The following is a 25,139-nucleotide window of genomic DNA, read 5'->3' as shown; positions in this document are numbered from 1 at the left end:
TCAAGCCTCTACTTCGGATGGATCGGTGCTGGGGGATTGTCCGTTGCCGAACAGTGAGTCCTGCGGGGTCCGATCACGCACGCTGACCATCACGTCTCGGTAGCGCGCGATCACCGGCAGTACCAGCGCGCCGCCGGACACGCAGTGCACCAGGCGAAGTCGATGCAGTAGTGCCAGTGCACGCAGCCGTAGGCCGTCCCGATCGCTCTGCCACTGAGCAGCGAAGGTGCGGCCGAAACGTTCGACGAGATCATCGACGACCGTGGTCAACCAACTGTCCTCGATCAACGGATACAGCTTCTTCTCGTCCACACTGTCGAATGTCGTTGCGTCGGAACCGAACCCGAACTCGGCGAGATCACCGAAGATCCCACCGTCGGGAATGGCACTGTCCAACTGCTCGATCAGGGCGTCACCGTCGGGTAGGGGGTAGGTCGCCAGCGCGGGTGCATCCGGATCGATCACTCGGTCCGAGATCTCACCGGCGATCAACAACGCGACCTGGGCAATGGTTCCGGTGCTGGGGAAGCGGTGGTCCGACAGCCGACCCGAGGTGTCGATGAGTGCCACCCCCTCGGAACGGCGCTCGGCAACGAGACCGGTCAGCAACTCGACGTCGGCAACGGTGCGCGGTGCGGCCAGGGCAGTGCGGCCGTCCGGGTCGAGATCGTCGAGGTAGACGACCGGTTGCTCGACCAACGCTCGGCGTACTGCACGTAGCGTTTCCTTCGGGTCTGCTTCGCGTCCGGAGTCGGTGTGTCCTTGATCGGAGTCGTCGAGATCGATCGCGGCGTCCGTGCCGGCCAACAGACCGCGAATCGATCGCAGATGCTGGACGGCGCGAGGCGGCCGGAAGAGTGCGACGACAACAGGCCGGTCGATGTCGTAGAGGGCCTCGCCTGCGGACGGATTGTTCGCCCAACCGGTGGCGTCACCGTCGGCCAATGCGATCGCACCGCGGGTCGCAAGCCAGCCGATCGCGTCGACGAATGCGTCTCGGTCGCTCGCTCGGTCGGTCGTCAGCTCTACTCCGTCTACTTGACTTGCTTCTGCCGCAACATGATCGGCAAGCTCGGAGAGGGTGATCTGGTTGCCCGCCCTGCCGAGTGCCGCCAGTGCCAGTGCCAGATACGCGTATCTACGTCGGTCGAAGATTCGGTCGGTGGCTGTTCGGGCGGGTTGACTGTCGTCGAGCCGATCGATCACCGGGTACAGACGTGCCGTGGTCTCGGTGACCTCGAGGCGATATCCGAACAGTTCGAGCAGGTCCTCGCGTAACTCGGTGGCCCATCTGCGCAGCAGAGGCAGCGCAATCCTATCGGGATACGTCGTGGTCACCAGGTGATTCGACAGCGCGACCCGGGCGGCCCGCTGGTAGGAATCCAGTGCGAGGGTGGAGATTTCGCGAGCTCTCATCGGCGAGCGACCTCACTGACATCGAGAGACAGGCGGTCCAGATGCAGGCGTCCCCGGCTGGTCCGCACGATCGTCGAACGGTCGCTGTCACTCAGCGTCAAGCGCACGCCGCTGTCCGATCCGGACGAGTCGGAGGTCCGCCCACTCACCCGTACCCGCGCCGTGAGTGCAGCGTTCAGCAGGCTCAACAGCACCTCGGTTTCCTGCTCGTTCAGAATTCGGTCGTGGATTCCGGCCGACGCAAGCGACTGCGCTGCGGCACTGCGTGATCGCTGCGCGTCCAGTTGCTGCTCCCGAAGCCGCCTGATGCCGCCGTCGTTGCGCTGCACCCGACCCGGAACGCCGGGAGTCGGGGTGCGGCCGGTCTCGGCCAGGGTGCGGGAAATCTCGACCGGTGGAGCCTCCCACCACGATCGGGACGTGGAGATGATGTCGGCATCGGGATGCACCATCGACAGGTGCCTGGGCCTGCCGAGACCGAACACTGCGTGAAACAGGGCGTGTGCGCTGTCCTCGGTAGGCGTGGCCGCGAACCAACCGGCCAGATGCCGCAATTGGCTTTCCCTGCTCACGCCACCCCTGCGGGTCTCCGTGACGCGGCGTAGGAGCGACAGCACGGCGGCAATCGCGCTCATCGTGCCTTCGCGGAGTCGCTCGGACTCGCTGAGTTCGGACTCCGCCGCGACGAACCAGTGCGACAGGCCGGCCCAGCGGTCGGTCCAGTCGGCTCGCCGTTCGTCGACGGAGAGAAATACTCGTTCGTCGCTGATCGCGGCGCGCTCGACGAGCTCCTCGATGCCGGTGCTCTCGACGAGCGCGATCGCCTCCGCCAGCTTCGGGGCGTAGCGGGTGAGATCCGAGCTGAACTCGCGCATGTGCGTCAGCAACGCATCCTTGTGGACCAGAAACGACTCGGGAGTGATTTCGGTGGTGCGCACCAGATCGCCCAGCACCAAGTAGAAATGTGCGGCGCGGGTCGCCATCTCCGACAGCGTCGAATCGAGTCTGCTCAGCTTGCGGTAGATGCGATCGCCGTCGGCCTGACGGTTCGCCTCGGCCAGCTCGTGCATGTCGGCCAGCAGCTCGGGCAACACCAACCGCGACAGTGACGCGTCGTCCAGGCGGGCGCCGAGCACGTCCTCGACCGCGCGGTACGCCTTGTAGCCGGCCTGGCCGAACTGGTAGACGAAGTGACGGTTGCGGTATTCGGCGAGGGTCGCCGCGCGGGTGCCGTCGTAGCTGCGTTCGAGCAGGCCCCAGGCGTGGAGCTGATCGAGGAGGGGCGCGATGTCGAGTGTGGTCAGTGCGGCGTGCCGACCGGGGCTGCGGGCGATGAGGTCGGCCACGTCTCCGGAGTGCAGCAGGACGACGTAATTGGCTCGTGCGGTGTCGAAGGCCCGCAGGACTGCCAGGTACTCGGATCGCTTCTCGGCAACGGCGAACGAGAACAGACCGAGACGGTCCTCCTCCACGAACGCGTTCACGGCGCCCAGCCGTGCGTCCTCACCTGAATCGCTCACTGGAACAGGGTAGGGGGTAGGAGTGGAGCCTGCGGAATGACCCTGGCCACGGGTCTCGGTCGTTCAACCGTGCCGGTTAGAGCTCGACGGTCACTTTCCCGTCCACCACAGCGGCGGGGTAGGTGCGCACGGAGTCGATGCCGCTGGGGCAGGAGCCGTCGTCGAGCGAGAACGTGTACTGGTGGAGTGGGCAGACGACGATGGATCCGTCGATCTGACCGTCCGCCAGTGGCCCGCCCTTGTGTGGGCAGATGGCATCCATCGCCCGCACCGAGCCGTCACCGAGCAGGAACACAGCCACCTGCTTGCCGTCCACCACGTAGGCCCTGCCCTCACCGGGCGTCAGGTCCTCGACCGCCCCCACCGGCACGCTCATCGGACCGGTACCTGTGGCAGCGGAAGCAGTGGCAGCGACGGGGTGAACTGCGCGGGTGATCTGGGTGCCGCGCGGTCCTGCCACGGGTCGACGTAGCCGTCCACCGATGCCTGCATTCGCTCGTCGAGTCCGGCCACGATGCCGTCACGGTCGTCGATCAGCACGCTCTGCAGTTCTTCCAGGCCGAGGCGCGGAACCCACGCGTACGTTCGCTCGAGCCATTGGGCGTTCTCGCGGTAGTGCTGAATGAACCTGCCTGCCACGGTCAGAACCTCCTCGGCCCCCGTCACGGTAGCCAGTAGATCGCCCTTGCGAATGTGTGCGCCTGCCGCGCCTCCGACGTAGATCTCCCACTTGTCCTCGCCCACCGAGACGACGCCGAAGTCCTTGCACAGTGCCTCCGAACAGTTGCGAGGGCACCCTGCTACCGCGAGCTTCAACTTCGCCGGAGTCTCCAGGCCTTGGAACCGCTCTTCGAGGGCGATACCGAGAGCAGTCGAGTCGCCGAGGCCGAAGCGGCAGAAGTCGCTGCCCACGCAGGTCTTCACCGTGCGCATGCTCTTGCCGTACGCGAACCCCGAGGGCATGTCCAGATCGCCCCACACCTTCGGCAGGTCTTCCTTCTTGATGCCGAGCAGGTCGATGCGTTGTCCGCCGGTCACCTTGACCAGCGGAACGCTGTATTTGTCTGCGACGTCGGCGATCTTTCGCAGCTGATCCGGTGTGGTGACGCCACCCTTCATCTGCGGCACCACCGAGAACGTGCCGTCCCGTTGGATATTGGCGTGCACACGATCGTTGATGAACAACGCGCCGCGCTCGTCCACCCAATCCGGACCCCACACGGTGCGCAGCAACGACGCCAACGGCATCTTGGCGGCGGCGTCCTCGAGGCCGTCGGTCGCGAGCGTTGTGAACACCTGCGACACCGCCCGCAGATCCTGCGCTCGGACGGCGTCGATCAGTTCCGGCTTCGTCATCGGGATACACGGCACGTACCAGTCCGCGGTGGGGTCTGCTTCGACGGCACCGCCCGCTGCGCACGCGATGATGTCTTTCACCAGCCCCTTGCACGAGCCGCACCCCTTGCCCGCGCGGGTCTTCGCGGTCACGTCGCTCAGATTCTTGGCACCCGCGTGCACGCAGGCCACGATGGCACCCTTCGTGACACCGTTGCAGTTGCACACCTGGACGTCGTCGGCCAATTCCGCGGCTCCTGTTGCCGCAGAGGGAGTTCCCATATCGAAGAGCATGCTGATGCGCTCGTCGGGCAGTGGTACTTTCTCGTCGAATGCCTGAGTCAGGAAGTTGGCCTTGGAGATGTCGCCCAGCAGAGTGGCACCGACCAGTTTGTTGCCCCGCACGATCACCGACTTGTACGTGCCACTGCGCGGCTCGTAGAACTGGACGAACTCGTCGTCGTCGCGCTCGGGGGCGGTGATCCCCATCGAGGCGACGTCGACACCGGCCACCTTGAGCTTGGTCGTCAGACGCGAACCATGATACGCCGCAGTGGGATTCGCACCCGTGAGCACGTCGGCCAATACGACGGCCTGCTCCCACAGTGGCGCAACGAGGCCGTAGACCTCGCCGCGATGTTGGCAGCATTCACCGACGGCGTAGATGGAACCTTCGTCCTCGCAACGTAATTGGTCGTCGACCACGATTCCTCGTTCGATCACCAAACCGCCGGCGCGAGCGAAGTCGACACTGGGGCGGATACCGGCGGTGACGACGACCATGTCCGCAGCAAGCGAGGTGCCGTCGTTGAACCCGACGCCGGTGACGACACCGTCCTCGGAACGCAACACCGAGGTGGTTCTCTTCGAGGTGTGCACTCCGACCCCGAGCGACTCGATCTTGTTGCGCAGCACTCGTCCACCGCGCTCGTCGAGCTGCTGGTTCATCAAGTGTCCGGGGGAGTGCACCACGTTCACGTCGAGCCCCTGGGTCCGCAGACCGTACGCGGCTTCGAGTCCGAGCAGTCCGCCGCCGATGACGACGGCGCAGACGTCGTCGCGAGACTCTGCCATCTGCAGCATGCCATTGGTGTCTGCGATGGTCCGGAAGCCGAACACGCCGCGTGCCAGTCTGCCGTCGGATTCGCGGAGACCGTCCATGTTCGGGAAGAACGTGTTGCTTCCCGTTGCGATGATCAGCACGTCGTAGTCGACGGACCGACCGCTCTCGCACACAACGGTCTTGGAGAATCGATCCAACGACACGGCACGATCGCCCACGTGCAGTGTCACGCCGTTGTCGCTGTACCAACTCATGGGATTGAGGATCAGATCCTCGTCATCGACGGTGGTCTCACCGGACAGCACGTGCGAAAGCATGATTCGGTTGTAGTTGCCGTACGGCTCGTCGCCGATCATCGTGATCTCGAACAACGAGCTGCCGTCACGCTCGAGGATCTGCTCGACCGTTCTCGCACCGGCCATTCCGTTGCCGATCACCAACAGCCGCTGCTTGCCTGCAGTCATCAGACGAGCACCAGACCGAAATCGACGACGACCTCTCCGGTGGTTCCGGCCGGGGCAGCGACGACCAACTCGAGGACGGTGTCCGGATCGACGTCCTCGACCACACGGAGGGGGATGTTGACCCCGCTCTTGGCTCCCATCGGGAAGATGCGCATCGGGCTACCGTCGCGCAGCAGAGTCACGACCACGAGTTCGTCGCTGGAGTTTCCACCCCGGAAGTACAGCGGTTGGGCCGTCACACCCTCGGGCACGACGAAACTCAGGCTGGGATCGATCAACTCGGGCTTGTCCAGGCCGTTGCCGGAGAAGGAGAAGACGCCTTGCAGAAATCGTGGTGTGCTGGCCATACCCACGAGGTTGCGGTGTCGGGGTGACGCCACCGATGCGGTGACGTTACGTCGGCATCAGAAATACCTCACCGAGCGCCGGTTCATCGTGTGCGCTCGGGTCAGAGTCCGAAGTTGCCGGGGCCGCGGCGCCTCAGGTACTTCTCGAACTCGGCTGCAATGGCGTCGCCGTCGATCTTCGCTATCGCGTCGGACATGTCCACCTCGGCATCGCCGCGCTCTTCGAGGCTGCGCACGTATTCGCTGATCTCCTCGTCCTCTTTCGTCATCTCGTTGACCGCTTCTTCCCACTCCTCGGCCTGGGTGGGAAGTTCGCCGAGCGGTACCTCGATGTCGAGCACGTCCTCGACCCGCTGCAGCAATGCAACGGTCGCCTTGGGATTCGGCGGCTGCGAGACGTAGTGGGGCACGGCGGCCCAGAACGACACCGCAGGGACGCCGGCCTTCACGCATTCGTCCTGCAACACGCCGGTGATTCCCGTCGGGCCCTCGTATCGGGTCTGTTCGAGATTGAACTGTTCGGCCGACTCGGTGCTGTAGGCGGTGCCGGTGACCGGAACGGGCCTGGTGTGCGGGGTGTCGGCCAGCAGTGCTCCCAGGATGACGACGGTCTCGACGCCGAGCTGTTCGACGAACTCGAGCAGGTCGTCGCAGAAGCTGCGCCACCGCATGTTCGGCTCGATGCCGCGCAGCAGCACCACGTCACGGTCGCTGCCGGGAGGCGAACACACCGACAACCGAGTCGACGGCCACTCGATCTCACGGGTGACACCATCCACCTGGCGAACCGTCGGTCTGTTGACCTGGTAGTCGTAGTAGTCCTCCGAGTCCAGCTCGGCAAGAGGACTGGCATCCCAGATCAGCTCGAGGTGCTCGACGGCACCGCTCGCCGCATCGCCCGCGTCGTTCCAGCCCTCGAAAGCAGCCACCAGGATGGGGGAGCGCAATTCGGGAATGTCCTCGTCGAGATCGTCGAGGTCTGTGGCATTGGCCACAGCGTCGTGGACGGCCTCGATCAACGCGGCGTCGAGCGGCACGGCCGAGTCGGCACCCGGAATGTCCGTATTTTCGGTAACGTCGTCGTTCGGGGACTGGCCATCGAGGTTTCGGGGACTCACCACGACAGCCTACGACCCGAGGGAACTGCGGTGCCCACTACTCTGTAGTGATGCCCGATCAACACAAGCCCGGTCTGCTCGATGCGATTTCACGTCGCGTTGTCATCGGCGACGGAGCGATGGGCACGATGCTCCAGGACGCCGACCTGACTCTCGACGATTTTCTCGGTCTCGAGGGATGCAACGAAATTCTGAACGCCACCCGGCCCGACGTGCTGCGCGAGATCCACCGCGAGTACTTCGCAGCCGGTGCGGACGCCGTGGAAACGAACACGTTCGGATGCAACCTGCCCAACTTGGCCGATTACGACATCGAGGATCGAATTCGTGAGTTGGCCGAGAAAGGCACCCGGCTCGCCCGCGAGACCGCCGACGAAATGGGCCCCGGCCGCGACGGGATGGACCGATACGTCCTGGGTTCGATGGGCCCCGGGACCAAGCTCCCCACACTCGGACATGCTCCGTTCGCCCGGCTGCGCGACGCGTACACCGAAGCCGCTCTGGGAATGATCGACGGCGGAGCCGATGCCATTTTGGTCGAGACATGCCAGGACTTGCTTCAGGTCAAGGCCGCGATCATCGGTAGCCAGCACGCGATGGACAGGCTGGGCGTCCGTATTCCGATCATCACCCACGTGACGGTCGAGACGACGGGTGCGATGCTCGTCGGCAGCGAGATCGGTGCAGCGCTCACTGCGCTCGAACCGCTCGGAATCGACATGATCGGCCTCAACTGCGCCACCGGTCCGGCCGAGATGAGTGAGCACCTGCGCCATCTGTCCAAGCATTCGCGGCTGCCGGTGTCGGTGATGCCCAATGCCGGTCTGCCGACGTTGGGTGCAAAGGGAGCGGAGTACCCGCTGACCGCACCCGAACTGGCCACGGCGCTGAGCGGTTTCGTCAACGAGTACGGGCTGGCTCTGGTCGGCGGTTGCTGCGGAACCACCCCCGAGCACATCCGTCAGGTTGCCGACATGGTGCACTCAGCCACGAAGCTCGAGCGCCGGCCCGCGCCGGAGCCGGGTGTCTCCTCGCTCTACACTGCCGTTCCGTTCGAGCAGGACGCCAGCATCCTGATGATCGGTGAGCGCACCAACTCCAACGGCTCCAAGGCATTTCGCGACGCGATGCTGGCCGAGGACTACGAGAAGTGCCTCGACATCGCCAAGGATCAGACGCGCGACGGGGCGCACATGTTGGACCTCAACGTCGACTACGTCGGCCGCGACGGTGCCGCCGACATGGCCGCGCTCGCAAGCAGATTGGCGACCGCGTCGACGCTGCCGATCATGCTCGACTCCACCGAACCGGCCGTACTCGAAGCCGGTCTGGAGCACCTCGGCGGCCGTAGCGCCGTCAACTCGGTCAACTACGAGGACGGCGACGGGCCCGATTCGCGGTTCCAGAAGATCATGCGTCTGGTCAAGGAACACGGTGCCGCCGTCGTCGCCCTCACCATCGACGAGGAAGGCCAGGCCCGTACGGCCGAATGGAAGGTGCGTGTCGCAGATCGCCTGATCACCGACATCACCGAGAACTGGGGCCTGCGCCACGAGGACATCATCGTCGACACCCTCACCTTCCCGATTTCCACCGGCCAGGAAGAGGTTCGACGCGACGGCATCGAGACCATCGAGGCGATCCGGCAGCTCAAGGAGAAGTATCCGAAGGTGCACACCACCCTCGGGTTGTCGAACATCTCGTTCGGTCTCAATCCCGCTGCACGCCAGGTGCTGAACTCGGTCTTCCTGCACGAGTGCACACAGGCCGGCCTCGATACCGCCATCGTGCACGCGTCGAAGATCCTGCCGATGAACAAGATTCCCGACGAGCAGCGCGAGACCGCTCTGGATCTGGTGTACGACCGCCGCCGCGAAGGCTACGACCCGTTGCAGAAGCTGATGCAGCTGTTCGAGGGCGTCTCGGCAGCATCGGCCCGGGAATCTCGCGCTGAGGAACTGGGTCGTCTGCCACTGTTCGAGCGACTCGAACGCCGCATCGTCGACGGCGAACGCAACGGTCTCGACGTCGATCTGGATGCCGCGATGACCGAGAAGCCGCCGCTGGAGATCATCAACGAGACGTTGCTCTCGGGCATGAAGACCGTGGGGGAGCTGTTCGGTTCCGGTCAGATGCAGTTGCCGTTCGTGCTTGCCTCCGCCGAGGTGATGAAGGCTGCGGTGGCGTATCTGGAGCCGCACATGGAGGCGACCGACGACGACGGCAAGGGTCGTATCGTGCTCGGTACCGTCAAGGGCGACGTCCACGACATCGGGAAGAACCTCGTCGACATCATCCTGAGCAACAACGGCTACGAGGTCGTCAATCTCGGTATCAAGCAACCGATTTCGACCATCCTCGAAGCCGCGATAGACAAGCGCGCCGACGTGATCGGGATGTCCGGGCTGCTGGTGAAGTCGACCGTCGTCATGAAGGACAACCTGATCGAACTCAACTCCAAGGGCGTCGCGGAACAGTTCCCGGTCCTGCTCGGTGGAGCAGCGTTGACGCGGTCGTATGTCGAGAACGATCTGCAAGATGTGTACGAGGGTGACGTCCACTATGCGCGAGACGCATTCGAGGGCCTGCGTTTGATGGACACCATCATGACCACCAAACGCGGTGGGGGTCCGGCTCCCGACAGTCCGGAGGCACTCGAAGCGAAGGCCAAGGCCGCCGAGCGCAAGGAACGCCATGAGCGGTCCAAGCGCATCGCGGAGAAGCGCAAGGCTGCGGAGGCACCGGTCGTCGTGCCCGAACGATCCGATGTCGCAGCCGATATCGACATTCCGGTTCCGCCGTTCTGGGGTACTCGCATCGTCCGAGGCGTGTCCTTGGCCGACTACTCGGGTCTGCTCGACGAGCGCGCACTGTTCCTCGGGCAATGGGGCCTGCGCGGTGCTCGCAAGGGTGAAGGTGCCACCTACGAAGACCTGGTGGAATCGGAAGGCAAACCGCGCCTGCGGTATTGGCTGGATCGCCTGAGCACCGACGGCATACTCGCACACGCCGCACTGGTGTACGGGTACTTCCCGGCGGTCTCCGAGGGCGACGACGTCGTCGTGCTCACCGAGCCCGAACCCGATGCACCCGAACGCTTCCGGTTCACGTTCCCCCGTCAGCACCGTGACCGATTCCTCTGCATCTCGGATTTCGTTCGGTCGCGTACGGCTGCACGAGAATCCGGCCAAGTCGATGTTCTGCCGATGAACCTGGTGACAATGGGCCAGCCCATTGCCGACTTCGCGAACGAGCTGTTCGCTGCCGACTCGTACCGCGACTATCTCGAGGTGCACGGAATCGGTGTCCAGCTCACCGAGGCGTTGGCCGAATACTGGCATCGTCGAGTGCGCGAAGAACTGAAACTGTCCGACGGCAAATCGGTCGCCGCGGAGGATCCCACCGAGGCCGAGGGGTACTTCAAACTCGAATACCGCGGTGCTCGTTACTCGTTCGGCTACGGGGCATGCCCCGATCTGGAAGACCGGATCAAGCTCGCCGCTCTGCTCGAGCCCGAGAGAATCGGCGTGAAGCTCTCCGAGGAGCTGCAGCTCCATCCCGAACAGTCGACCGATGCGTTCGTACTTCATCACCCGGAGGCCAAGTACTTCAATGTCTAGTGGAATTCACCTGCAGGGTGTCCTGTGGGACATGGACGGCACACTGCTCGATTCCGAGAAGATCTGGGACGTCGCGATCGGTGAGTACTCACGAAATCTCGGGACGGAACTCAGCGCAGAAGTGCGCGAGAGCACCCTCGGAAATTCGATGTGGGATGCATTACGCAAGGTCCTGGCACACGCATCGGTCGAGGTCACCGACGAGCACCTGACCGAGGGTCGTGAGTGGCTGACGACCCGTGTCGGGGACCTGTTCGCCGAGGGTATTCCCTGGCGGCCCGGTGCCAAGGATGCGCTCGCTCTGGTTCGCGAGATGGGTCTGTCCACCGGCCTCGTCACCAACACCGAGCGCGGTCTGGTCGAGCGAGCTCTGGACACGTTGGGCCGCGAATACTTCGACATCACGGTCACCGGCGACGAGGTGGAGGTCGGTAAACCGCATCCAGCGCCGTACCTGCGCGGTGCCGCACTGCTGGGCGTGGACGCTGGAGCCTGCCTCGCGGTCGAGGACTCGCCTACGGGCTCACTGTCCGCGCACACTGCGGGATGCCCCGTGCTGGTGGTTCCCTCGGAGATCGCCGTGCCGCCGGCTCCTGGGTACACCATTCGTGACGGTCTTGTCGGTCTCACCGCCGACGACGTCCGGCGGGCCTGGGCAGCCTGATTCCTCGAATCTCGACCGAACTGATTCCGCTGGATACCGACGTGAAAGAATACGAATCCGTGAAGACTTTCGATTCCCTGTTCGCCGAGCTCACCGACCGCGCGAAGACCCGCCCGGAGGGCTCGGGCACCGTCGCAGCGTTGGATGCGGGAGTTCATTTTCAGGGCAAGAAGGTTCTCGAAGAAGCGGGCGAAGTGTGGATCGCAGCCGAGCACGAAAGCGACGAGGCGCTCGCCGAGGAAATCTCGCAGCTGTTGTACTGGGTCCAGGTGATGATGGTGGGCAGGGGCATCGAGCTCGAGGACGTCTACCGACATCTGTGAGTCGAGGACCCGCATGTCTCCCACGAACTCACCGAAGAAGGAAAACTCCATGCTGCGCGTAGCCGTACCCAACAAGGGCGCTCTCTCCGAGTCCGCCGCAGAGATTCTCAGCGAGGCCGGCTATCGGCGCCGAAGCGACTCGAAGGACCTGACGGTTCTCGATCCAGCGAACGGCGTCGAGTTCTTCTTCCTCCGCCCCAAGGACATTGCGATCTACGTCGGATCCGGCCAGTTGGATCTGGGCATTACCGGCCGCGACCTGGCCCTCGATTCGGGTGCTGCCGTCGAAGAGCGCTTGGCGCTCGGATTCGGCCGCTCGACGTTCCGCTACGCGGCGCCCGCGGGCAAGGAATGGGCACCCGAGGACTTGGGCGGACTCCGCATCGCCACGTCTTACCCCAATCTGGTGCGCGCGGACTTGGCGCAGCGGGGGTTGGAGGCCACGGTCATCCGCCTCGACGGCGCGGTCGAGATCTCCATCCAGCTCGGGGTCGCCGACGCCATTGCCGACGTCGTCGAATCGGGCCGATCACTGCGCCAGAACAACCTGGTGGCCTTCGGTGAATCGCTCTGCGATTCGGAGGGCGTACTCATCGAGCGCGCAGGCACCCCGGGTACCGATTCCGCGCGTAAGCAGCTCATCGCCCGCGTGCAAGGCGTCGTATTCGCACAGCAGTACCTGATGCTCGATTACGACTGCCCGAAGTCGATTCTCGACGAGGCCGTCAAGATCACCCCGGGCATCGAGTCGCCCACGCTGGCGCCGATGGTCGACGACAACTGGGTTGCCGTGCGCGCCATGGTTTCTCGCAAAGTTCACAACAACGTCATGGACGAGCTCGCCGAGTTGGGGGCAAAGGCTATCCTGGCGTCCGACATCAGGTCGTGCCGCGCCTTCTAGATCCGGCGGGCTCAACTCGTCTCCACCGACGGTGGCATCGTAGAGGTTCGCCTCAATAACCGACCCGAGCTCCGACAGCAACACGGCTTCGTGCACGGTGGCGTCATCAGCTATCTGGCCGACAATGCCGTGACGTTCGCCGGCGGAATCGCGCTCGGCGGCGACGCGGTGACCGCGCACTGCACCGTCGATTTCGCGAGGCCGGCAACCGGCGAGTATTTGATCGCCCGCGCGCACTCGGTCTCGTCGACCCGAAACCAGGCTGTCTGCCACTGCGCCGTGTATTCGATCGACGGGGACACGGAACGGATTGTCGCGGTGGCTCAGGGCACCGTCGTGACAGCGCGCACGTCCTGATCGGTCGCTGCCGTCAGTTGCGACGCCGGACCAGGACCGTCTGCGCGATTCGGCCGACCGGACCCAGTTCGTCGCTCAGAGTGCCAGCACACATGGCGATTCCGTCCGGACCGGTGGAGGTTTCGGCCGAGACTCCGACCCAGTCACCCTGAGGCACCCTGAACACGTGCACTGTCAGGTCGGTGTTCAAGAAGGTCCATTCGTCGATCGGTAATTTCGCGCCGATTCCGTTCGCGATGTCCGCAATCGAGAACAGTCGCTCCAGCGGAGTCATCGATTCACCCTGGACGAGAACAGGTTTGGGCCTGGCCCAGATCTCGCCGGGACCATCGGCACCGAGCCCGGTGAGAATCTTGAACTCGACGGCGTCGAGATAGCCCGACGACCACGTGCCCCCGAAGGTGTAGTCGACTCCGTCTCCCACCGGCTTCATCACCGGGTCGCCGCCGTGTTCGACGTCCTCCGTCGGTGTGGTGCGCATACGCCACGCGGTGCCGCGAGCCACCGCCCGAGCAGTGCCGGACGAACTTTCCGCCCACAATTCGGCAACAACGAGTTCGACGTTGCCCCCGGGGCGCTCCGTCCATGCCCGAATCTCGATGTCCGCGACCGGAATCGGACCGAGTATGTCGACCGCGACTCGACTGATACGGGTGTCCTCCCGAGCGTCGACGCGCTCGAGTGCACGGACCAGTAGAGCGGACGGCGGAGCGCCGTGCTGCATCGTCGGTGCCCACAGACTGACGGTGTTCTCGGTGGCCGTGACCCTCTCGAAGCCGTCCTTGCCGACACCGGCGGGAACGAAGAAGGCGTCCGGAATGGTCACAGCTCGGGCTCCGTCTGTTCCGATGCGACCTGCGGCCAACCCGGGTACGGCGGAGGAGTGCCGCCGAACTCGGGACACAGGGCCTGGTGGTCGCACCACTTGCACAGTGCGCCTTTCTTGGCGCGAAAGTCACCGGTCTCGCCTGCGGCCAGAATCGCTTTCCAGATGGCGGACAGCATGCGCTCGAACCTGCGCAGCTCGTCTTCGTCGGGAGCGTAGGTCAGTTCCTGCTTGTCGGCCAGATACATCAATTTCAGTTGCGCCGGAACGACTCCGCGCATGCGCATGATCATCAAGGCGTAGAACTTCATCTGGAACAACGCCTTGGACTCGGTGAACTCCCGCGGTGCCCGACCGGTTTTGTAGTCGACGACGCGAATCATGCCGTTGGGTGCGACGTCGATTCGATCGATGAATCCCCGAAGCGGCGTGCCGTCGTCCAGATCGATCTCCACCCGTTGCTCGCAGGACTCGGGCTCGAAGTGAGTAGGGTCCTCGAGTTCGTAGTATCCGGCGACCAGAGCCCGAGCGCGATCGAGAAAAGCCGTCCGCTCGTCGGCCGGAACCAACGACTCGATGGCGGGCGACTGGGCAACCACTCGCTCCCACGCCGGATCCACCAGGTCGCGCGCAGTCGTCGGCACTCGGTCCTGCGCAGGCAACGCGTAGAGAGCCTCCAGTGCGGCATGCACCACAGTTCCCTTGACCTGAGCTTCGGTGGACACCTCCGGAATGCGGTCGACCGCGCGAAAGCGGTAGAGCAGAGGACACTGCTTGAAATCGCCTGCGCGGGAGGGCGACAACGCCGGCGTGCTGCGGGGGCTCGGCACCGCCAGCGGCGGTCGCGCGCTGTCGCCGAGGTCGAGTAGAGGCAAGTCGATGGGTGTCGACACGGAAATACTCACGACTGCGAGACTATGCCGCTGGTCCGACAACTTCGGTCAAGGCCGTAGTCTGGCACGTCGAGTCGTCCCCGACGCCTGCCCGCTCCGGTAGATCGTCGAACCGAACAACGAAAGCAGGTTCCGCTGTGTCCACCGGTGATTCCGCGTCCGCGTCGACCGACGGGCCCGAGGTCGACGCGCTCGTCGATGTCCCGGTTCCGAGTGCGGACGATGTGGTCACCGCCACGGTCGACGAGATCGAACTCGACCAGGTCCCGACTGCGGACGAGAACTCCATCGCACCGGTTCCGACCGGACCCGCCCGCAGTGGGCCGTTCCGCGTCGGAGATCGAGTGCAGCTCACCGACGGCAAGGGCAGGCACTACACGGTGGTGCTCGAGGCGGGCAAGGAATTCCACACCCACCGAGGCGGAATCACTCACGACAAGTTGCTGGGTGCCGACGAGGGCAGCGTCGTGACCTCCGTCAACGGCACCCCGTACCTTGCGCTTCGGCCGCTGTTGACCGACTACGTGTTGTCGATGCCGCGCGGCGCGCAGGTCATCTACCCCAAGGATGCAGCGCAGATCGTCCACGAGGGCGACATGTTCCCCGGAGCCCGCGTTCTGGAGGCCGGTGCCGGATCGGGCGCTCTGACGTGCTCGCTGCTGCGTGCGGTGGGTACGGAAGGAACGGTCATCTCCTACGAGATCCGCCAGGACCATGCCGACTACGCGATCAAGAACGTCGAGACGTTCTTCGGCGAGCGGCCGTCCAACTGGCACCTGACGGTGGCCGACGTGGATCAGTTCGGTGTCGATCGACCGGGGGAGCAGGTGGATCGGGTGGTTCTCGACATGCTGGCTCCCTGGGACGCACTGCCTGCCGTATCGAAGGCTCTCGTTCCGGGCGGAGTGCTGTTGGTCTACGTCGCCACGGTGACGCAGCTGTCCAAGGTCGTCGAAGCCCTACGCGCACAGGAATGCTGGACCGAACCCCGTTCGTGGGAGTCGATGGTCCGAGGTTGGCACGTCGTGGGACTGGCGGTTCGGCCCGAGCACCGTATGCAGGGGCACACGGCATTCCTCGTGAGCGTTCGACGCCTCGCCGAGGGCACCGTCACCCCCAAGCCGCAGCGTCGGTCCGGTAAGGGCTGACCGATCGCGGCGGTCTCGCTCGACTGGCGGGCCCGGACTTCAGGCGCAGGGTGCTTGCCCCATCGCAAGGATCTGGCAGGTGCTGGCGTCGGAGAGCTTCCACTTGCCGTCGATCAGGACCCAGGTCTGCGGTGAGGGCGCTGCCGTCCCTCGTGGGGTGGCGATCGCCACGTCGGCCGTGGACGTCTCGCCCTCGACAGTCGGCTCGGCAACCTCGAACGTGATCGTGCCGTAGTTCGCCAGCGCGGCGGTCATGGTGTCGAGGTTCGTCAGACGCGCCTGACCGTTCTCGACCGCGGCCGCTTTGGTTGCCGCGTCGACGTCCGGTGCCACCAGCTGCAGCAGCGAGGATTCGAGTTCATCGGAGGTCGGTGCCGCAACAGCGGGCACGTCGGTCGTCGTGCCGACAGAATCTGCGGCCGACGTCGAATTGTGATCGGCGTGATCGGATTCATCTGCGGTGCTGCACCCGGCCACCGACATCACCGCCGCCGTGAGTGCGACGCTGGCGGAGAATATGCGCATCTTCACTGGTGAAGCCCCTGTTTCCGTAGTCCGTCCACCGTTTGGTCAGGTGAGGCTAACATGACCCCGGCCTCGGTTGGTGTGCAGTCGAGGCATGCAGCAGGCACGCCCGATCGTGGTGTCGGTCCGCACATTCGGGCCGGTGCCGGTAGCGTTGATAGATCGTCACTGGGAGGAGTCGCTCATGAGCTCAACAGACAATCCGGATGTGGCCGCGGCCAGAGCCGAACTGGACGCCGTGCGAGCCGAAGCCGCTTCACTGCGCCGTCAACTGGGGGAGTCCCCCGAACAGGTACGCGAGCTCGAAGGCCGTGTCGATTCGCTCTCGCTCCGCAACACCAAGCTGATGGACACCCTCAAAGAGGCCAGACAACAGCTCATCGCGCTTCGCGAGGAGGTCGACCGACTCGGCCAACCGCCGAGCGGTTACGGCGTTCTGCTGAGTGTGTTCGACGACGGAACCGTCGATGTGTTCACGTCCGGCCGAAAGATGCGCCTCACGTGCTCGCCCAACATCGAAGCCGACTCGCTTGCGCCGGGCCAGACGGTGCGGCTGAACGAGGCGTTGACCATCGTCGAGGCCTGCACCTTCGACCAGGTCGGTGAGATCAGCACTCTGCGTGAGCTTCTCGGCGACGGATCGAGGGCTCTCGTCGTCGGTCACGCCGACGAGGAGCGCGTCGTGTGGCTGGCAAAGCCGCTGATCGACATGGTCAACGACGACGGCCCCATCGACCCGGACGAACCGTCCCGCAAACTCCGTCCCGGCGATTCGCTCCTGGTCGACACCAAGGCCGGCTACGCCTTCGAGCGTGTCCCCAAGGCCGAGGTGGAGGACTTGGTCCTCGAAGAGGTTCCGGACGTGGGATACGAGGACATCGGTGGTCTCGGTCGACAGATCGAGCAGATTCGCGACGCCGTCGAACTCCCGTTCCTGCACAAGGATCTGTTTCGCGAGTACTCCCTGCGTCCACCCAAGGGTGTACTGCTCTACGGCCCTCCCGGGTGCGGAAAGACGTTGATCGCCAAGGCGGTTGCCAACTCGTTGGCCAAGAAGATCGCCGAGGCCCGCGGGCAGGACGCCAAGGAAGCGAAGTCGTTCTTCCTCAACATCAAGGGTCCCGAACTGCTCAACAAGTTCGTCGGCGAGACCGAGCGTCACATTCGCATGATCTTCCAGCGCGCACGGGAGAAGGCGTCCGAGGGCACCCCGGTCATCGTGTTCTTCGACGAGATGGACTCGATCTTCCGCACCCGCGGTTCGGGTGTCTCGTCCGATGTCGAGACGACGGTCGTTCCGCAGCTGCTCGCCGAGATCGACGGTGTGGAGGGGCTCGAGAACGTCATCGTGATCGGTGCCTCCAACCGAGAGGACATGATCGACCCCGCGATCCTGCGGCCCGGTCGCCTGGACGTGAAGATCAAGATCGAGCGTCCCGACGCCGAATCGGCACAGGACATCTTCTCCAAGTACCTGACCGACTCGCTGCCGGTCAATGCCGACGATGTCGCCGAGTTCGGTGGTGACCGCGCGGCCTGCATCCGAGGGATGATCGACCGGGTCGTCGAGCGCATGTACGCCGAGAGCGACGACAACCGTTTCCTCGAGGTGACATATGCCAACGGCGACAAGGAAGTTTTGTACTTCAAGGACTTCAACTCCGGTGCCATGATTCAGAACATCGTGGACCGCGCGAAGAAGTACGCCATCAAGTCGGTTCTCGAAACCGGCAACGCCGGTTTGAGGATCCAGCACCTCTTCGACTCCATCGTCGACGAGTTCGCCGAGAACGAAGATCTGCCGAACACCACGAATCCCGACGACTGGGCGCGAATTTCCGGTAAGAAGGGCGAGCGGATCGTCTACATCCGCACGTTGGTCACCGGTAAGAATGCCAGCGCGAGCCGGGCAATCGACACCGAGGCCAACACCGGCCAGTACCTGTAGATCCTGCACAGAACAACATCGGGGCGCGTCCGCACAGGGCGCGCCCCGTTCTGTGTCTGCGTGCCGTCTAGGCTCGACTCATGCAGCGCATCATCGGTATCGAGGTCGAGTACGGCATTTCTTCGCCCACCGAACCCACCGCCAATCCGATCTTGACGTCCACCCAGGCAGTGTTGGCCTACGCGGCCGCTGCAGGGGTACCGCGGGCCAAGCGCACACGATGGGATTACGAAGTCGAGTCGCCGCTACGTGACGCCCGTGGCTTCGACCTCGGACGCTTCAGCGGCCCTGCACCGGTCATCGATGCCGACGAGATCGGCGCGGCCAACATGATTCTCACCAACGGTGCCCGTCTGTACGTCGACCATGCTCACCCCGAATACTCGGCCCCGGAAGTACGGGATCCGTTGGACGCTGTGATCTGGGACAAGGCCGGGGAGCGCGTCATGGAGGCCGCCGCTCGCCACGCCTCCAGCGTGCCAGGAGCCCCGCGGTTGCAGCTGTACAAGAACAACGTCGACGGCAAGGGCGCGTCGTACGGCACTCACGAGAACTACTTGATGTCGCGCGAGACGCCGTTCTCGGCCGTCATCGCCGGTCTGTCGCCGTTCTTCGCATCGCGGCAGGTGATCACGGGATCGGGACGCGTCGGAATCGGCCAGTCCGGCGACGAGGCCGGGTTCCAGCTCTCTCAGCGAGCCGACTACATCGAGGTGGAGGTCGGCCTCGAGACCACACTCAAGCGCGGCATCATCAACACGCGCGACGAACCGCACGCGGATGCGGACAAGTATCGCCGCCTGCATTGCATCATCGGCGACGCGAACCTCGCGGAGATGTCGACCTACCTCAAGGTGGGCACCACCGCGCTGGTACTCGACCTCATCGAAGCCGGAGTGGATCTGTCCGATCTCCAGCTCGCCCGACCGGTGACCGCCGTCCACCAGATCAGCCACGATCCGACTCTGCGCAAGGCAGTGGCTCTCGCGGACGGGCGCGAGCTGACCGGGCTTGCGCTCCAGCGCATCTACCACCAGCGGGCCGCGAAATTCGTGGCCGCCGAGGGGAGCGACGACGCGCGGGCCCTGGACGTGCTCGACAAGTGGGCCATGGTGCTCGACCTCCTCGAACGCGATCCGATGGAATGCGCCCACCTGCTGGACTGGCCCGCGAAGCTGCGTCTGCTGGAGGGTTTCCGCCAGCGCGAGGGCCTGGGCTGGTCGGCGCCGCGCCTTCATCTGGTAGACCTGCAGTACTCCGACGTTCGGCTCGACAAAGGCCTGTACAACCGGCTGGTTGCTCGTGGGTCGATGGATCGACTGGTCACGGAGCAGCAGGTACTCGATGCCGTCGGCAACCCGCCGGAGGATACGAGGGCCTACTTCCGCGGCGAGTGCCTCCGCAAATTCGGGGCCGATATCGCTGCGGCGAGCTGGGATTCCGTCATCTTCGACCTGGGTGGCGACTCACTGGTACGCATCCCGACACTCGAACCGCTGCGCGGTACCAAATCGCACGTCGGTGCGCTGCTCGAGTCTGTCGACAGTGCCGCCGAGCTCGTCGATCAGCTCACCAACTGAGAACCCGGCAACGCAGTCCGACTATTCGATGGTGTCTCGACGACCCGCGCGGCCGGTCTGTCGGTAGGGTAAAGGTCCGTGCACTTTCGGCGGAACGTTCGGTTGCACTTGCACATCCACAACGGTGCATCTCGGATGAATCGATGAACGTGCAGTAGATGTGTTCTCTCGATACACGGAGGAGGTCGGCGACTATGGCACAGGAGCAGACACGGCGCTCTGGCGGCGGCGACGACGATGAGGTCCCAGGCGACACCGGAGCCGGTGGGCAGGAGCGGCGCGAGAAGCTGGCCGAGGAGACCGACGACCTCTTGGACGAGATCGACGACGTCCTCGAGGAGAACGCCGAGGACTTCGTTCGTGCCTACGTGCAGAAGGGCGGCCAGTGACGGTGGATCGTTCGGACCCACGGTCGGCCGGTGACGGCATGACGATCCCGCTCGGATCGAGCAGTTCGTCGTTCTCCGACTACCTCCGTCAGCACGCCCCCCATCTGTTGCCCGAGAGCGGTCTGGCCGCAGACCTGGTGTCCCACGCTGCCAACGGCACCTCCGACAAGTCCGGCATCGCTCCGCACGGGACGACGATCGTCGCCCTCACCTACGCGGGTGGGGTCCTGATCGCTGGTGATCGGCGCGCCACTCAAGGCAATCTGATCGCCAACCGTGACATGCAGAAGGTCTACGTCACCGACGAGTACTCCGCTGCGGGCATTGCCGGAACCGCAGGCATCGCGATCGAGCTCGTACGGCTCTTCGCGGTCGAACTGGAGCACTACGAGAAGATCGAAGGGGTTCCACTCACCTTCAACGGCAAGGCCAACAAGCTGTCGTCGATGGTGCGGAGCAACCTCGGTGCCGCAATGCAAGGATTGGCCGCCGTCCCGTTGCTGGTCGGGTTCGACATCGACATCTCGGACCCGGACAGTGCCGGGCGCATCGTGTCCTACGACGTGGTCGGCGGGCGCTACGAGGAGCGCTCGGGCTATCACGCGGTGGGGTCGGGATCACTGTTCGCCAAGTCGGCACTCAAGAAGCTCTATCGCCCCGGAATGACCGAGGACGAAGCGCTTCGCGCAGCGGTCGAATCGCTGTACGACGCCGCCGACGACGACTCCGCCACAGGCGGACCTGACGTCACCCGAGGGATCTATCCGACGGCAGTGGCAATCACGAGCGTCGGCGCAGACGACGTTGCACACGACCGTGTGTCGGCCGCAGCGCATTCCGTTCTCGCGGAGCGGACCGAGAGTGCCGCGCACACCGGCGGTGCCGAGCATCACACCCGGTCCGGTCAGCAAGTGAGCGAAGGGGGTAGCGCACCATGACAATGCCGTACTACGCATCAGCCGAGCAGATCATGCGCGATCGTTCGGAATTGGCGCGCAAGGGAATCGGCCGTGGCCGGAGCGTCATCGCACTGACCTACGCGGACGGCGTGCTGTTCGTGGCCGAGAATCGCTCGACGGCGCTGCACAAGGTGAGCGAACTGTACGACCGGATCGGCTTCGCGGCCGTGGGGAAGTACAACGAGTTCGAGAATCTCCGGAAAGCCGGTATTCAGCATGCCGACATCAAGGGGTACACCTACGACCGCCGGGATGTGACCGGCAGGTCGCTCGCCAAGACCTACGCGCAGGCGCTCGGCACGATTTTCACGGAGCAGCTCAAGCCGTACGAAGTGGAAATCTGTGTCGCGGAGGTCTCGCATCAGGACGAGCCGATCGCAACGCAGCTCTACCGCATCACCTACGACGGGTCCATCGTCGACGAACAGGATTTCGTCGTCATGGGCGGAACGACCGAGCCCATCGTCGCAGCGTTGAAGGACACCTACCGTCCCGGACTCGATCTGGCCGACGCGGTGCGCGTTGCGGTGGATGCACTCACCGCGGGACCCGCGGTACCGCCCGCTGCAGGCGGTGAGCCCGAGAAGAAGGTTCTCGAGGTATCCGCGCTCGAAGTGGCTGTACTGGACCAAGGTCGGCCTCGGCGCGCGTTCCGACGCATCGCAGGAGCTGCGTTGGAGGACATGTTGCCGGCTTCGGCACCAGCCGTACAGGCCACCACCGACACGGTCGACGGTGTGCCCGAGGTGGGTCCCTCGTAGCTGGCTCGCAGATCGCACCCAGACGGCCTCGTGCCCTACCGCTTCCGGTAGAGCGCGAGGCCGTTCTTGTCACTGGTGAACTCGAACCACGTTCCGTCGCCTACCACTTCGCCGTCGGCGGCGAGTGCAACGGGAGCGCCTTCCACCTCCACCGTCAGCTGCTTCACTGCTCGGCGAACGTAGGCCGGTGAGGAGCCCAGGGTGCCCGTCACCGTCGCCCACAGCAATCTGGTTCGCGACGCCTTGGGTTCGGAGGGAAGGAAACGAACGTCCAGGGTGCCGGTGTGAATGCTGCTGCGCGACATGGGAACTTGGTCGGTCGGCACGTAGTTGCCGTTGCCGACGAAGAGCATCCACACCGAATGTCCGGTGCCGTCGAGTTCGATGTTCAGCGGCTCCGCGGCGGCCAGTACCCTCGTCATCGCAACGGCTGCCGCAGGCCATTTGCCGATTCGGCTCTGGAGTTTCTGACGTAACCGCACCGAGTCGGGATATCCGCCGAAGGTAGCGGTGTTGACGAACGACACGCTGCGGCCGTCGATGGCCACCTAGGCAATATCGACCAGTTCGGCCGTCCCCGCCTCGATGGCTGCTGCGGTGTCTTCGACGGCGGTCAAACCGGTGTCACGGGCGAAGTGATTGAGAGTGCCACCGGGGAACGCTGCGAGAGGCAACCCGCTGCGCGCTGCCGACGCGGCGACGCTCACCACCGTTCCGTCGCCGCCGCAGACGCCGAGTGCCCGCGGCGACGTATCCCGAATTCGTTGTTCGAGTTGCTCGTTGAAATCGAGTTCCGGATCCGGAACGAACAGATCTGCCTCGGGAAGTGCGCGACGGATCGCCTCGGGCACCGACTCGGAGCCATCACCCGACCCTGGATTGACGAGCACGAGCAGCCCCCGTCCCCCCTGAAGTGGCGGGACCTCGACCGGTGAGCCCAGATCGGCAGGCTTTTCCGAACGCACAGCCCACCATCGGCGGGTGGACAGCGCGATGGCCGAACCGAGGGCGGCGCCTGCGATGACGTCGGTGGGCCAATGCACACCGACGTGGACACGCGAGTAGCAGACAGCGGCCGCAACGGGTGCCAGAACAATTCCTGCCAGCGGAGATTCGATGGCAACGGCCGTCACGAAAGCCGCGGCAGAAGCCGAGTGACCGGACGGAAAAGATGAGGACACCGGTGGAGCCAGTACCTGACGCAGCACGGGCACCGACTCGGAACCGGGACGAGTCCGTGGGAACAACGGCTTGAGCAGACCGTTGGCGCTGGCACTCGCGCCCGCGAGCGCCACGAGTCCACGAACACCCCCTCGGCGTGCAGGCCCACCAGCGGCAACGAGCACAGCAGCAACGCCGAGCCACAGACGACCGTGATCGGCCGCGTTACTCAGCGCGCGCAGGCCCGCATCCGCTCGGCTGGACCGCAACGCTGCACTCCGTGCCACCAGCGAGAGGTCCCACGCATGAACGGCCGTCGAAACAGAGGTAGGCGTGGGTGTCATGACACCCAGCCTAGGCACGCGCGGCAGCATCTTCACGGACGGACGACATCGGGGCGCTCCGACACATCGAATCGCAGGTTGCGTTGTAGTGTCGAAGTGTGCAGCGACGAATTATGGGCATCGAGACAGAGTTCGGTGTCACATGTACTTTCCACGGACATCGACGCCTCAGTCCGGACGAAGTGGCTCGCTACTTGTTCCGCCGGGTGGTCTCGTGGGGGCGAAGCTCGAATGTGTTCCTTCGCAACGGTGCCCGCCTGTACCTCGATGTCGGCTCGCACCCCGAGTACGCGACGGCCGAGTGCGACAGCCTGCTGCAGTTGGTCACCCACGACCGGGCGGGCGAGCGTGTTCTCGAGGATCTGCTGATCGACGCCGAGCAGCGCCTGGCCGAGGAAGGCATCGGCGGCGATATCTACCTGTTCAAGAACAACACCGACTCCGCCGGCAACTCGTACGGCTGCCACGAAAACTTCCTGGTACAGCGAGCGGGGGAGTTCTCTCGGATTTCGGACGTTCTGCTTCCCTTTCTGGTCACGCGTCAATTGATCTGCGGCGCAGGCAAGGTCCTGCAGACGCCGAAAGCGGCCACGTTCTGCCTGTCACAGCGTGCCGAGCACATCTGGGAAGGCGTCTCCTCTGCCACCACTCGGTCGCGGCCGATCATCAACACTCGCGACGAGCCCCACGCCGACGCCGAGAAGTACCGCAGGCTGCACGTGATCGTGGGCGATTCGAATATGGCCGAGACCTCGACGATGCTCAAGGTCGGAACGGCGGCCCTCGTCCTCGAAATGATCGAGGCAGGAGTATCTTTCCGAGACTTCGCTTTGGACAATCCGATTCGCGCCATCCGCGAGGTCAGCCACGATCTCACCGGACGGCGCCCGGTGAGGCTCGCGGGGGGACGGCAGGCCAGCGCCCTCGATATCCAGCGGGAGTACTACGCCCGGGCCGTCGAACACCTGAAGACGCGGGAGCCGAACACTCAGGTGGAGCAGGTGGTCGACCTCTGGGGGCGGACCCTCGATGCCATCGAGACGCAGGACTTCGCGAAGGTGGATACCGAGATCGACTGGGTCATCAAGCGCAAGCTGTTCCAGCGTTACCAGGATCGGTACTCGATGGAGCTCTCCGATCCCAAGATCGCTCAACTGGACCTGGCCTACCACGACATCAAACGCGGGCGTGGAGTGTTCGACCTGCTACAGCGCAAGGGCTTGGCCAAGCGAGTCACCGAGGACGAGCAGATCGACGAAGCGGTCGACCTCCCTCCGCAGACCACGCGGGCCAAACTGCGAGGTGAGTTCATCACCGCCGCGCAGGAGGCGGGTCGCGACTTCACGGTCGATTGGGTGCACCTCAAGCTCAACGACCAGGCGCAGCGAACCGTGTTGTGCAAGGACCCGTTCCGTTCGGTCGACGAGCGTGTGGAGAGACTGATCGCGTCGATGTAAGCCCGGTGGATATACGGCAG

General features: G+C 64.5%; 23 protein-coding genes. 12 read left to right on the top strand and 11 right to left on the bottom strand.

Annotated features, from left to right (window positions below; translation table 11 throughout):
* From CH294_RS22115 to CH294_RS22090, 6 genes are all read right to left on the bottom strand, one after another.
* Window positions 1-1,416: a DUF2398 family protein gene (locus CH294_RS22115; RefSeq protein ID WP_094739081.1), complete on the bottom strand. Its 1,416-nt coding sequence runs from the start codon at window positions 1,414-1,416 to the stop codon at window positions 1-3.
* Window positions 1,413-2,936 (bottom strand): TIGR02677 family protein, encoded by a 1,524-nt coding sequence (locus CH294_RS22110; protein WP_032377875.1) that lies wholly within the window; start codon window positions 2,934-2,936, stop codon window positions 1,413-1,415. Before CH294_RS22110 ends, CH294_RS22115 begins: the two co-directional genes overlap by 4 nt.
* Window positions 2,937-3,012: 76 nt before the next feature.
* Entirely contained in the window at window positions 3,013-3,312 is a 300-nt protein-coding gene (locus tag CH294_RS22105; RefSeq protein ID WP_037150453.1) for a Rieske 2Fe-2S domain-containing protein, read from the bottom strand.
* Window positions 3,309-5,798, bottom strand: a complete 2,490-nt coding sequence (gene nirB / locus CH294_RS22100; protein WP_094739080.1) for a nitrite reductase large subunit NirB — start codon at window positions 5,796-5,798, stop codon at window positions 3,309-3,311. Before nirB ends, CH294_RS22105 begins: the two co-directional genes overlap by 4 nt.
* Window positions 5,798-6,145 carry a hypothetical protein gene (locus CH294_RS22095; protein WP_032377878.1) on the bottom strand — a complete coding sequence of 116 codons (348 nt, stop codon included), beginning with the start codon at window positions 6,143-6,145 and terminating at the stop codon, window positions 5,798-5,800. The genes nirB and CH294_RS22095 overlap by 1 nt, the downstream gene beginning before the upstream one ends.
* A gap of 101 nt (window positions 6,146-6,246) precedes the next feature.
* Complete coding sequence (locus tag CH294_RS22090) at window positions 6,247-7,161, bottom strand: PAC2 family protein (RefSeq protein ID WP_052058405.1); 915 nt, start codon at window positions 7,159-7,161, stop codon at window positions 6,247-6,249.
* A 152-nt stretch (window positions 7,162-7,313) separates the two neighbouring features.
* Here CH294_RS22090 and metH point away from each other — a divergent pair, with 152 nt between their 5' ends.
* From metH to CH294_RS22065, 5 genes are read left to right on the top strand one after another with little or no spacing between them, the layout of a single operon-like run.
* Window positions 7,314-10,883, top strand: a complete 3,570-nt coding sequence (metH, locus tag CH294_RS22085; protein WP_032403415.1) for a methionine synthase — start codon at window positions 7,314-7,316, stop codon at window positions 10,881-10,883.
* Window positions 10,876-11,547 (top strand): HAD family phosphatase, encoded by a 672-nt coding sequence (locus CH294_RS22080; RefSeq protein WP_032403416.1) that lies wholly within the window; start codon window positions 10,876-10,878, stop codon window positions 11,545-11,547. Before metH ends, CH294_RS22080 begins: the two co-directional genes overlap by 8 nt.
* Window positions 11,548-11,588: 41 nt before the next feature.
* Window positions 11,589-11,870 carry a phosphoribosyl-ATP diphosphatase gene (locus tag CH294_RS22075; RefSeq protein ID WP_179278375.1) on the top strand — a complete coding sequence of 94 codons (282 nt, stop codon included), beginning with the start codon at window positions 11,589-11,591 and terminating at the stop codon, window positions 11,868-11,870.
* A 49-nt stretch (window positions 11,871-11,919) separates the two neighbouring features.
* A complete protein-coding gene (hisG, locus tag CH294_RS22070) occupies window positions 11,920-12,771 on the top strand; it encodes an ATP phosphoribosyltransferase (protein ID WP_032377881.1) in 852 nt (283 codons plus the stop codon).
* On the top strand, window positions 12,772-13,128 hold the full coding sequence (locus CH294_RS22065; protein WP_094739079.1) for a PaaI family thioesterase: 357 nt from the start codon (window positions 12,772-12,774) through the stop codon (window positions 13,126-13,128).
* 13 nt (window positions 13,129-13,141) lie between these two features.
* On the opposite strand, the gene CH294_RS22060 is transcribed toward CH294_RS22065, so the two are convergent.
* Together CH294_RS22060 and CH294_RS22055 are read right to left on the bottom strand one after the other, a co-directional pair.
* Window positions 13,142-13,954 (bottom strand): thioesterase family protein, encoded by an 813-nt coding sequence (locus tag CH294_RS22060; RefSeq protein WP_170944816.1) that lies wholly within the window; start codon window positions 13,952-13,954, stop codon window positions 13,142-13,144.
* On the bottom strand, window positions 13,951-14,790 hold the full coding sequence (locus CH294_RS22055; RefSeq protein WP_094610428.1) for a RecB family exonuclease: 840 nt from the start codon (window positions 14,788-14,790) through the stop codon (window positions 13,951-13,953). Before CH294_RS22055 ends, CH294_RS22060 begins: the two co-directional genes overlap by 4 nt.
* A gap of 344 nt (window positions 14,791-15,134) precedes the next feature.
* On the opposite strand from CH294_RS22055, the gene CH294_RS22050 reads away from it, so the two are divergent.
* The gene (locus tag CH294_RS22050) at window positions 15,135-15,995 is read left to right on the top strand and encodes a tRNA (adenine-N1)-methyltransferase (protein WP_032403681.1); all 861 of its coding nucleotides are present in this window, start codon (window positions 15,135-15,137) and stop codon (window positions 15,993-15,995) included.
* Window positions 15,996-16,034: 39 nt separating this feature from the next.
* On the opposite strand, the gene CH294_RS22045 is transcribed toward CH294_RS22050, so the two are convergent.
* Complete coding sequence (locus tag CH294_RS22045; protein ID WP_032403682.1) at window positions 16,035-16,520, bottom strand: hypothetical protein; 486 nt, start codon at window positions 16,518-16,520, stop codon at window positions 16,035-16,037.
* A gap of 184 nt (window positions 16,521-16,704) precedes the next feature.
* On the opposite strand from CH294_RS22045, the gene arc reads away from it, so the two are divergent.
* The 5 genes from arc (at window position 16,705) to prcA (ending at window position 22,157) form a co-directional block, all read left to right on the top strand.
* Entirely contained in the window at window positions 16,705-18,468 is a 1,764-nt protein-coding gene (gene arc / locus CH294_RS22040) for a proteasome ATPase (protein WP_032403683.1), read from the top strand.
* Between the two features lie 80 nt (window positions 18,469-18,548).
* Window positions 18,549-20,048 (top strand): depupylase/deamidase Dop, encoded by a 1,500-nt coding sequence (gene dop, locus CH294_RS22035; protein ID WP_032403417.1) that lies wholly within the window; start codon window positions 18,549-18,551, stop codon window positions 20,046-20,048.
* A 194-nt stretch (window positions 20,049-20,242) separates the two neighbouring features.
* Window positions 20,243-20,437: a ubiquitin-like protein Pup gene (locus CH294_RS22030; RefSeq protein ID WP_008716348.1), complete on the top strand. Its 195-nt coding sequence runs from the start codon at window positions 20,243-20,245 to the stop codon at window positions 20,435-20,437.
* 38 nt (window positions 20,438-20,475) lie between these two features.
* Window positions 20,476-21,375, top strand: a complete 900-nt coding sequence (gene prcB, locus CH294_RS22025) for a proteasome subunit beta (RefSeq protein WP_170944815.1) — start codon at window positions 20,476-20,478, stop codon at window positions 21,373-21,375.
* Window positions 21,372-22,157: a proteasome subunit alpha gene (gene prcA, locus CH294_RS22020; RefSeq protein WP_032403419.1), complete on the top strand. Its 786-nt coding sequence runs from the start codon at window positions 21,372-21,374 to the stop codon at window positions 22,155-22,157. The genes prcB and prcA overlap by 4 nt, the downstream gene beginning before the upstream one ends.
* A 35-nt stretch (window positions 22,158-22,192) precedes the next feature.
* On the opposite strand, the gene CH294_RS28090 is transcribed toward prcA, so the two are convergent.
* Window positions 22,193-22,705 (bottom strand): hypothetical protein, encoded by a 513-nt coding sequence (locus CH294_RS28090; protein WP_349290439.1) that lies wholly within the window; start codon window positions 22,703-22,705, stop codon window positions 22,193-22,195.
* Window positions 22,706-23,662 (bottom strand): phosphatase PAP2 family protein, encoded by a 957-nt coding sequence (locus tag CH294_RS22015; RefSeq protein ID WP_349290438.1) that lies wholly within the window; start codon window positions 23,660-23,662, stop codon window positions 22,706-22,708. It lies immediately after the preceding gene.
* 98 nt (window positions 23,663-23,760) lie between these two features.
* On the opposite strand from CH294_RS22015, the gene pafA reads away from it, so the two are divergent.
* Entirely contained in the window at window positions 23,761-25,119 is a 1,359-nt protein-coding gene (pafA, locus tag CH294_RS22010; RefSeq protein WP_170944814.1) for a Pup--protein ligase, read from the top strand.
* Window positions 25,120-25,139 lie beyond the last annotated feature (20 nt).

This window comes from Rhodococcus sp. 14-2483-1-1, from assembly GCF_002259335.1.
Taxonomy (GTDB): Bacteria; Actinomycetota; Actinomycetes; order Mycobacteriales; family Mycobacteriaceae; genus Rhodococcoides.
Note: the sequence above shows the minus strand (reverse complement) of the source record. Positions and strands in the feature narration are given on the sequence as shown.

Coding starts and splice junctions, on each gene's coding strand:
- prcA (WP_032403419.1), top strand. CDS start 21,372: ATGACAATGCCGTACTACGCATCAGCCGAGCAGATCATGCGCGATCGT.
- CH294_RS22105 (WP_037150453.1), bottom strand. CDS start 3,312: ATGAGCGTGCCGGTGGGGGCGGTCGAGGACCTGACGCCCGGTGAGGGC.
- CH294_RS22115 (WP_094739081.1), bottom strand. CDS start 1,416: ATGAGAGCTCGCGAAATCTCCACCCTCGCACTGGATTCCTACCAGCGG.
- nirB (WP_094739080.1), bottom strand. CDS start 5,798: ATGACTGCAGGCAAGCAGCGGCTGTTGGTGATCGGCAACGGAATGGCC.
- dop (WP_032403417.1), top strand. CDS start 18,549: ATGCAGCGCATCATCGGTATCGAGGTCGAGTACGGCATTTCTTCGCCC.
- hisG (WP_032377881.1), top strand. CDS start 11,920: ATGCTGCGCGTAGCCGTACCCAACAAGGGCGCTCTCTCCGAGTCCGCC.
- CH294_RS22095 (WP_032377878.1), bottom strand. CDS start 6,145: ATGGCCAGCACACCACGATTTCTGCAAGGCGTCTTCTCCTTCTCCGGC.
- CH294_RS22030 (WP_008716348.1), top strand. CDS start 20,243: ATGGCACAGGAGCAGACACGGCGCTCTGGCGGCGGCGACGACGATGAG.
- CH294_RS22080 (WP_032403416.1), top strand. CDS start 10,876: ATGTCTAGTGGAATTCACCTGCAGGGTGTCCTGTGGGACATGGACGGC.
- prcB (WP_170944815.1), top strand. CDS start 20,476: ATGACGATCCCGCTCGGATCGAGCAGTTCGTCGTTCTCCGACTACCTC.
- metH (WP_032403415.1), top strand. CDS start 7,314: ATGCCCGATCAACACAAGCCCGGTCTGCTCGATGCGATTTCACGTCGC.
- CH294_RS22045 (WP_032403682.1), bottom strand. CDS start 16,520: ATGCGCATATTCTCCGCCAGCGTCGCACTCACGGCGGCGGTGATGTCG.
- arc (WP_032403683.1), top strand. CDS start 16,705: ATGAGCTCAACAGACAATCCGGATGTGGCCGCGGCCAGAGCCGAACTG.
- CH294_RS22015 (WP_349290438.1), bottom strand. CDS start 23,662: ATGACACCCACGCCTACCTCTGTTTCGACGGCCGTTCATGCGTGGGAC.